Source organism: Snodgrassella sp., assembly GCF_024103505.1.
Lineage (GTDB): Bacteria > Pseudomonadota > Gammaproteobacteria > Burkholderiales > Neisseriaceae > Snodgrassella > Snodgrassella communis.
Genome location: NZ_JAGGIJ010000016.1, coordinates 1 through 6,302, shown reverse-complemented (window position 1 = coordinate 6,302; position 6,302 = coordinate 1). Strand labels below are relative to the sequence as shown.

Below are 6,302 nucleotides of genomic sequence, written 5' to 3'. Positions count from 1 at the left end.
TGATCGCATCAAACAATCTGGTTTATTTGATAATGTAACAGCAAGCCTGCGTGAAACATTGTAACTGCTGTGGCTGTAACATGAGCCTAGTGGGTTGCCGACACACTCTCCGGCAGTTACCGGGTTGAGACCGACTAATCTGCCAACAAAATCGGTATTGTTGTTGCCTAGGAATAAGGTGCTGTTGATGTTATCTTCATCGATATAACCATTTTTCTGGAGCATTTCATATTCGCCTCTTATGTGCGCTGCCGGACCGAGATATTTGTTTTTTACGATGGGGGTACCGATTTCGTCCTTTTTATTCTGCAGGTAGGCTGAGCTGACTTTATCGGTCATTGAGCCACGACTGTGGTTATTTCCTATGATTTCTGTGCCGGTTTGTTTGGCCAGCTGTTTCAGTATAGCATTGGTTTTTTCTGCATTGGTTAATGGAAATCTACCTCCGAGCAATTCGTTAATTTTGTCGTAGAGTGCATAAAAGCCAACTTCGCCTAAGCCGGGGATAACTTCTACGGTGGGGTTGTTAACTACTACATAGAGGTTGCCTTTGGCCGCTGCTTCGGGGTTTTGTTTGATGGCATTTCTGAATGCGGCTTCTTCGTTGTTGTAGATGCCCGGATTAGAAATCAATACTGATTTGCCATCCATGATTTCACCGTAAGCATAAATCTGGATTGCGGTTCCTTCAAATGAGGCATTTTTATTGTCTTCTTTAGTTAATTTACTTTGATCACCGGCGGCTATGGCATCGTTAACGTTATTGATGTCTTTACAAAAATACTGTGCTTCTGCGCCTGAGCAGGTGACTTTGTAAACTTTTCCGGCTGTTATGTGTCTGGCTGCGTTTTTGGCATAGTCGGCATGTAGGGTTGCGGTTTCTAATGCTGCGGTACCAATATCACCTGCCCATAATATGCCGAGGGCGGTATCCAGATAGGCTATATTCTGCTCCATTCTGCGCCCTTCTTTTTCTAATTCGATGCTTTTTTCGGTTCTGAGGCCGTTATATTCAAAACGTTATCTGTGATGCTTCATATAATCTCTATAATAGGGATTTTCCACAGGGTGATCAGTAAGATTACCATTCTCATCTATGTAACGTCCGCGTTCATCTACAAGATATTGAGCGGGAGGTTGTGCGTATTTCTCGTTAGCGGGATAAACTATTACTCTGCTACTAGTATGCCCATTGGCTTCGAGTTGTTTCTGGTAGGCGGAGGTATTGGTACCGCATCCACATAATGCGATAAAACTTGCTATCGCTAAAAATTTTATCTTGTTTTCCATCATTTTCTTTCCTTATACATGGTTAAAACCTTTGCTTGAATCTAAAATCCTTTTCTTTTCATACATTCTCTTTCAGCAGGACCATACACTTTACCTAACCAGTCCTGCATTTCTTTTGAACCAGGACTTTTATTTTGAGGTTCGGGAATAGATTCAAGTTCTTCAAAGCATTCTTTTTTGGCTTTTTTTTTAGCTGGAGGGGGTTCCCAACCATCATTATTCCAAAACCGGACTACAGATTCATAACAGCCAGATAGTCCAATACAAAAAATACCTATTAATAAAATATTAATTTTACGTTTCATTTTACCTCACTCCTTGCCTTGTTCTTGAGGGTTTAACTAAAACCGGTAAAGAGGGATTATCTTTGTTTAGATTATGATTTGTACCAGATGTTATGATGTAGTGGTTGGGTAAAAACACTAGTGGATTTCGACTACAAAACCAAAGCAGTAAAATCTTTGCTTGAATCTAATATCCTTTTCTTCTTAGACATTCATTTCTGGCCGGTATATATACATTACCTAACCAGTCTTGCATTTCTTTTGAACCAGGACTTTTATTTTGAGGTTCGGGAATAGATTCAAGTTCTTCAAAGCATTCTTTTTTGGCTTTTTTTTTAGCTGGAGGGGGTTCCCAACCATCATTATTCCAAAACCGGACTACAGATTCATAACAGCCAGATAGTCCAATACAAAAAATACCTATTAATAAAATATTAATTTTACGTTTCATTTTACCTCACTCCTTGCCTTGTTCTTGAGGGTTTAACTAAAACCGGTAAAGAGGGATTATCTTTGTTTAGATTATGATTTGTACCAGATGTTATGATGTAGTGGTTGGGTAAAAACACTAGTGGATTTCGACTACAAAACCAAAGCAGTAAAATCTTTGCTTGAATCTAATATCCTTTTCTTCTTAGACATTCATTTCTGGCCGGTATATATACATTACCTAACCAGTCTTGCATTTCTTTTGAACCAGGACTTTTATTTTGAGGTTCGGGAATAGATTCAAGTTCTTCAAAGCATTCTTTTTTGGCTTTTTTTTTAGCTGGAGGGGGTTCCCAACCATCATTATTCCAAAACCGGACTACAGATTCATAACAGCCAGATAGTCCAATACAAAAAATACCTATTAATAAAATATTAATTTTACGTTTCATTTTACCTCACTCCTTGCCTTGTTCTTGAGGGTTTAACTAAAACCGGTAAAGAGGGATTATCTTTGTTTAGATTATGATTTGGTCCTTCAGTCCATTTTTCATTAAAATCATCACGATAAGGATTTTCAACTTTTCTATCACCAGTCAAATTGCCGTTCGCATCTATATTTCTGCCTTTTTCGTCTATCAAAATATCTTTCGGCTTTTCCCTAAAATAGCTGCTATGTGAGTACATAAATGGTTTATTTTCCACTCCTCCTGTTGGTGCATTGCCTCCTATGGTATATGGACTCCGGAAAAATGCAGCAGGGCTTCGGCCAACAAAATCGGTATAGTGTACTGCGGAATAGGCTCTGCTTCCTTCATAACCATTTGTAACCAGTTGGTTCGCATACCAAGGTACATGGGTCGCGGTGCCATAAAATATCGGTATCTGGGTGGTTCTAATCGGTTTACGTGTCCACTTATCTAAGGTAGTCATATTACTCTGTCTATCAACCAGATTGATATACCCATCTGCATCGATCACCACTGCCTGAGCTAGGGTTGGATTGTTATATTGATCATTTGGATCTTTTTTGGGTTCTATTACAGTGCCTCTAAAATTATATCAAATTCTGGATTTGAAATCGGCTTGCCGGTGTTTTTATCAATACAGTCGTTACCATCTAGATCCTTCAAATACGCGTCAAGATAGTAGTGACCATTGTAGCTGCTGTGGCTGTAACATGAACCGATACATTTTCCGCGCGCTCTTCGCTCAACTCGCCGTTTTTCCGCTTGCATTGATTTATAAGTTTCAAATGTTGGGGTACCTCGTCTTTCCATACAATTTGTATACATAGGAGTATTAGATACACCATTTTTATAACCTTTTCTTGCAACCCTATTTTCCGGCCTTGAGGCCAGATCAGAGCAGTATGTTTGATTTGTTTTCCTCAGTTCCTTCATTTCTGGGGATTCAGCTTCGTAGTAAGCATTTCTTTCTTTATGTACTCTTCTAATAGAGGCTGTTTCCGCATAATAGCCATTATACCAGTCGGATATACTGCATCCGGTTAATAGTACACTTAAGCCTGTTAGAAGCAGTAATTTTGGTTTAGCGCGGTGGATCTGCATGGTATCTTTTTCCTTCAAAATTAAAATAACGTTTGCCATTAACTTCATGTATTGGTATTTGCGTTACTTTAATTGGTTTATTTGTTATTTTATCCAATGTCACCATATTTCCATGCCTATCAACCAATCTGATGTAGCCGTCTTTTCCTATCACGACTGCTTTAGGATCAGAATAATTATAAGGTTGTTTTTCTTGATAGTTGTTATACCAGTCGGATATGCTGCACCCGCTTAATAGTAGCATAAGGCCGGTTATGATTAATAAGCGGGTGCTAGTCATGGTATCTTCTTTAATCAGGTTGTGACTGGAATTTAGAGTACTATTTCTCCGCGTGCTCTTCTTTCTTCTCGCCGTTTTTCCGCTTGCCTTGATTTATAAGTACCAAAAGTAGGGGTACCTCGTCTTTCCATACAACCTGTATACATTGGTTCATTAAAAACTCGGTTTTCATAACCTATCTCCACAACCCGATTTTCCGGCCTTGAGGCTAATTCCGTACAATAAGCATCATTTTTTTTCCTCAGTTCCTTCATTTCTGGTGATTCAGCATCGTAGTAAGCTGCACTATCTTTCTGCCCTTTTATAATAGAGGCTCTTTCCACATAATAACCATTGTACCAATCGGATATGCTACAGCCGGTTAATAGCAGAATGAAGCCTGTTAGAAGCAGTAGTTTTGGTTTAGCGCGGTGGATCTGCATGGTATCTCTTTCCTTCAAAATTAAAATAACGTTTGCCATTAACTTCATGTATTGGTATTTGCGTTACTTTAATTGGTTTATTTGTTATTTTATCCAATGTCACCATATTTCCATGCCTATCAACCAATCTGATGTAGCCGTCTTTTCCTATCACGACTGCTTTAGGATCAGAATAATTATAAGGTTGTTTTTCTTGATAGTTGTTATACCAGTCGGATATGCTGCACCCGCTTAATAGTAGCATAAGGCCGGTTATGATTAATAAGCGGGTGCTAGTCATGGTATCTTCTTTAATCAGGTTGTGACTGGAATTTAGAGTACTATTTCTCCGCGTGCTCTTCTTTCTTCTCGCCGTTTTTCCGCTTGCCTTGATTTATAAGTACCAAAAGTAGGGGTACCTCGTCTTTCCATACAACCTGTATACATTGGTTCATTAAAAACTCGGTTTTCATAACCTATCTCCACAACCCGATTTTCCGGCCTTGAGGCCAGATCAGAGCAATATGCTTGATTTTTTTTCCTCAGTTCCTTCATTTCTGGGGATTCTGCATTATAGTAAGCTGCACGATCTTTCTGCCCTTTTATAATAGCTGCTCTTTCCACATAATAGCCATTATACCAATCGGATATACTGCAACCGGTTAATAGTATACCTAAGCTTGTTAGAAGCAGTAATTTTAGTTTAGCGCGGTGGATCTGCATGATATCTCTTTCTTTATAAAATAAAAAAGATGCTACTATCACACGTGCTTTACTGAAACTCTGGTACTATTTCTCCGCGCGCTCTTCGCTCAGCTCGCTGTTTTTCATCTTGCCTTGATTCATAAGTACCAAAAGTGGGGGTTCCGCCTTTTTCCATGCATACAGAATACATTGGTTCATTAAAAACTCCATTTTCATAGCCTTTCTTCGCAATCCGATTTTCCGGCCTTGAGGCCAGATCAGAGCAATATGCTTGATTTTTTTTCCTCAGTTCCTTCATTTCAGGGGATTCAGCATTGTAGTAAGCGTCACTTCTTTTAGTGTATCTTTTCATTGATGACCTATCTACATAATAGCCATTATACCAATCGGATATACTGCATCCGGTTAATAGTATACTTAAGCCGGTTAGAAGCAGTAATTTTGGTTTAGCGTGGTGGATCTGCATGATATCTCTTTCCTTCAAAATTAAAATAACGTTTGCCATTAACTTCATGTATTGGTATCTGGGTGGTTCTAATCGGTTTACGTGTCCACTTATCTAAGGTAGTCATATTACCCTGTCTATCAACTAGATTGATATACCCATCTGCATCTATCACCACTGCCTGAGCTAGGGTTGGATTGATATTTCGTCCGTTTTCATCCTTTTTGGGTTTGACTACGGTGTCGTTAATTTTCCCAAATTCTGGATTTGGAATCGGCTTGCCGGTGTTTTTATCAATATATTCGATACCATCTAGATTCTGCAAATACTCGTTAAGATAGTAGTCACCATTGTAACTACTGTGGCTGTAACATGAGCCTAAGGGGTTGCCGATACACTCTCCGGCGGTTACCGGGTTGAAACCGACTATTCCGCCAACAAAGTCGGTATTGTGGTTGCCTAGGAATAAGGTGCTGTTGATGTTATCTTCATCGATATAACCATTTTTCTGGAGCATTTCATATTCGCCTCTTATGTGCGCTGCCGGACCGAGATATTTGGTTCTGGAGATGGGGATACCGGTTTCGTCCTTTTTATTCTGCAGGTAAGCGGTGCTGACTTTATCGGTCATTGAACCGCGGCTGTGGTTATTTCCTATGATTTCTGTGCCGGTTTGTTTGGCCAACTGTTTCAGTATAGCATTGGTTTTTTCTGCATTGGTTAATGGCAATCTGCCTCCGAGCAATTCGTTAATTTTGTCGTAGAGTGCATAAAAGCCAACTTCGCCCAGACCGGGGATAACTTCTACGGTGGGGTTGTTAACTACTACATAGAGGTTGCCATTGGCCGCTGCTTCGGGGTTTTGTTTGATGGCATTTCTGAATGCGGCTTCTTCGT

Annotated in this window: 12 protein-coding genes and 1 pseudogene; all 13 read right to left on the bottom strand. The window is 39.6% G+C overall.

Annotated elements, in window-relative coordinates; translation table 11 throughout:
• A pseudogene (locus J6578_RS10255) lies at positions 1-957 on the bottom strand (hypothetical protein); the annotation flags it as partial.
• Between the two features lie 63 nt (positions 958-1,020).
• Positions 1,021-1,293, bottom strand: coding sequence for a hypothetical protein (locus J6578_RS10250; protein ID WP_287954610.1), 273 nt, complete (start codon positions 1,291-1,293; stop codon positions 1,021-1,023).
• 38 nt (positions 1,294-1,331) lie between these two features.
• Positions 1,332-1,595: a hypothetical protein gene (locus J6578_RS10245; protein WP_037408450.1), complete on the bottom strand. Its 264-nt coding sequence runs from the start codon at positions 1,593-1,595 to the stop codon at positions 1,332-1,334.
• A gap of 166 nt (positions 1,596-1,761) precedes the next feature.
• Complete coding sequence (locus J6578_RS10240) at positions 1,762-2,025, bottom strand: hypothetical protein (RefSeq protein ID WP_287954609.1); 264 nt, start codon at positions 2,023-2,025, stop codon at positions 1,762-1,764.
• Between the two features lie 166 nt (positions 2,026-2,191).
• Complete coding sequence (locus J6578_RS10235) at positions 2,192-2,455, bottom strand: hypothetical protein (protein WP_287954609.1); 264 nt, start codon at positions 2,453-2,455, stop codon at positions 2,192-2,194.
• Position 2,456: 1 nt separating this feature from the next.
• Positions 2,457-2,936 (bottom strand): hypothetical protein, encoded by a 480-nt coding sequence (locus J6578_RS10230; RefSeq protein WP_287951095.1) that lies wholly within the window; start codon positions 2,934-2,936, stop codon positions 2,457-2,459.
• A gap of 107 nt (positions 2,937-3,043) precedes the next feature.
• A complete protein-coding gene (locus J6578_RS10225; protein ID WP_287954608.1) occupies positions 3,044-3,574 on the bottom strand; it encodes a hypothetical protein in 531 nt (176 codons plus the stop codon).
• On the bottom strand, positions 3,555-3,854 hold the full coding sequence (locus J6578_RS10220) for a hypothetical protein (protein ID WP_287954604.1): 300 nt from the start codon (positions 3,852-3,854) through the stop codon (positions 3,555-3,557). The genes J6578_RS10225 and J6578_RS10220 overlap by 20 nt, the downstream gene beginning before the upstream one ends.
• A gap of 32 nt (positions 3,855-3,886) precedes the next feature.
• Positions 3,887-4,276 carry a hypothetical protein gene (locus J6578_RS10215; RefSeq protein WP_287954606.1) on the bottom strand — a complete coding sequence of 130 codons (390 nt, stop codon included), beginning with the start codon at positions 4,274-4,276 and terminating at the stop codon, positions 3,887-3,889.
• The gene (locus J6578_RS10210; protein ID WP_287954604.1) at positions 4,257-4,556 is read right to left on the bottom strand and encodes a hypothetical protein; all 300 of its coding nucleotides are present in this window, start codon (positions 4,554-4,556) and stop codon (positions 4,257-4,259) included. The genes J6578_RS10215 and J6578_RS10210 overlap by 20 nt, the downstream gene beginning before the upstream one ends.
• 32 nt (positions 4,557-4,588) lie before the next feature.
• Positions 4,589-4,978 carry a hypothetical protein gene (locus J6578_RS10205; RefSeq protein WP_287954602.1) on the bottom strand — a complete coding sequence of 130 codons (390 nt, stop codon included), beginning with the start codon at positions 4,976-4,978 and terminating at the stop codon, positions 4,589-4,591.
• A gap of 49 nt (positions 4,979-5,027) precedes the next feature.
• Positions 5,028-5,426, bottom strand: coding sequence for a hypothetical protein (locus J6578_RS10200; RefSeq protein ID WP_287951102.1), 399 nt, complete (start codon positions 5,424-5,426; stop codon positions 5,028-5,030).
• A partial coding sequence (locus tag J6578_RS10195; RefSeq protein WP_353846673.1) for a hypothetical protein occupies positions 5,407-6,302 on the bottom strand: 896 nt, incomplete at its 5' end. The genes J6578_RS10200 and J6578_RS10195, both read right to left, overlap by 20 nt.

Bases quoted from the DNA above. Each gene is read 5' to 3' on its own strand.
- J6578_RS10250 (WP_287954610.1), bottom strand. From the start codon at position 1,293: ATGATGGAAAACAAGATAAAATTTTTAGCGATAGCAAGTTTTATCGCA.
- J6578_RS10245 (WP_037408450.1), bottom strand. From the start codon at position 1,595: ATGAAACGTAAAATTAATATTTTATTAATAGGTATTTTTTGTATTGGA.
- J6578_RS10240 (WP_287954609.1), bottom strand. From the start codon at position 2,025: ATGAAACGTAAAATTAATATTTTATTAATAGGTATTTTTTGTATTGGA.
- J6578_RS10235 (WP_287954609.1), bottom strand. From the start codon at position 2,455: ATGAAACGTAAAATTAATATTTTATTAATAGGTATTTTTTGTATTGGA.
- J6578_RS10230 (WP_287951095.1), bottom strand. From the start codon at position 2,936: ATGACTACCTTAGATAAGTGGACACGTAAACCGATTAGAACCACCCAG.
- J6578_RS10225 (WP_287954608.1), bottom strand. From the start codon at position 3,574: ATGCAGATCCACCGCGCTAAACCAAAATTACTGCTTCTAACAGGCTTA.
- J6578_RS10220 (WP_287954604.1), bottom strand. From the start codon at position 3,854: ATGACTAGCACCCGCTTATTAATCATAACCGGCCTTATGCTACTATTA.
- J6578_RS10215 (WP_287954606.1), bottom strand. From the start codon at position 4,276: ATGCAGATCCACCGCGCTAAACCAAAACTACTGCTTCTAACAGGCTTC.
- J6578_RS10210 (WP_287954604.1), bottom strand. From the start codon at position 4,556: ATGACTAGCACCCGCTTATTAATCATAACCGGCCTTATGCTACTATTA.
- J6578_RS10205 (WP_287954602.1), bottom strand. From the start codon at position 4,978: ATGCAGATCCACCGCGCTAAACTAAAATTACTGCTTCTAACAAGCTTA.
- J6578_RS10200 (WP_287951102.1), bottom strand. From the start codon at position 5,426: ATGCAGATCCACCACGCTAAACCAAAATTACTGCTTCTAACCGGCTTA.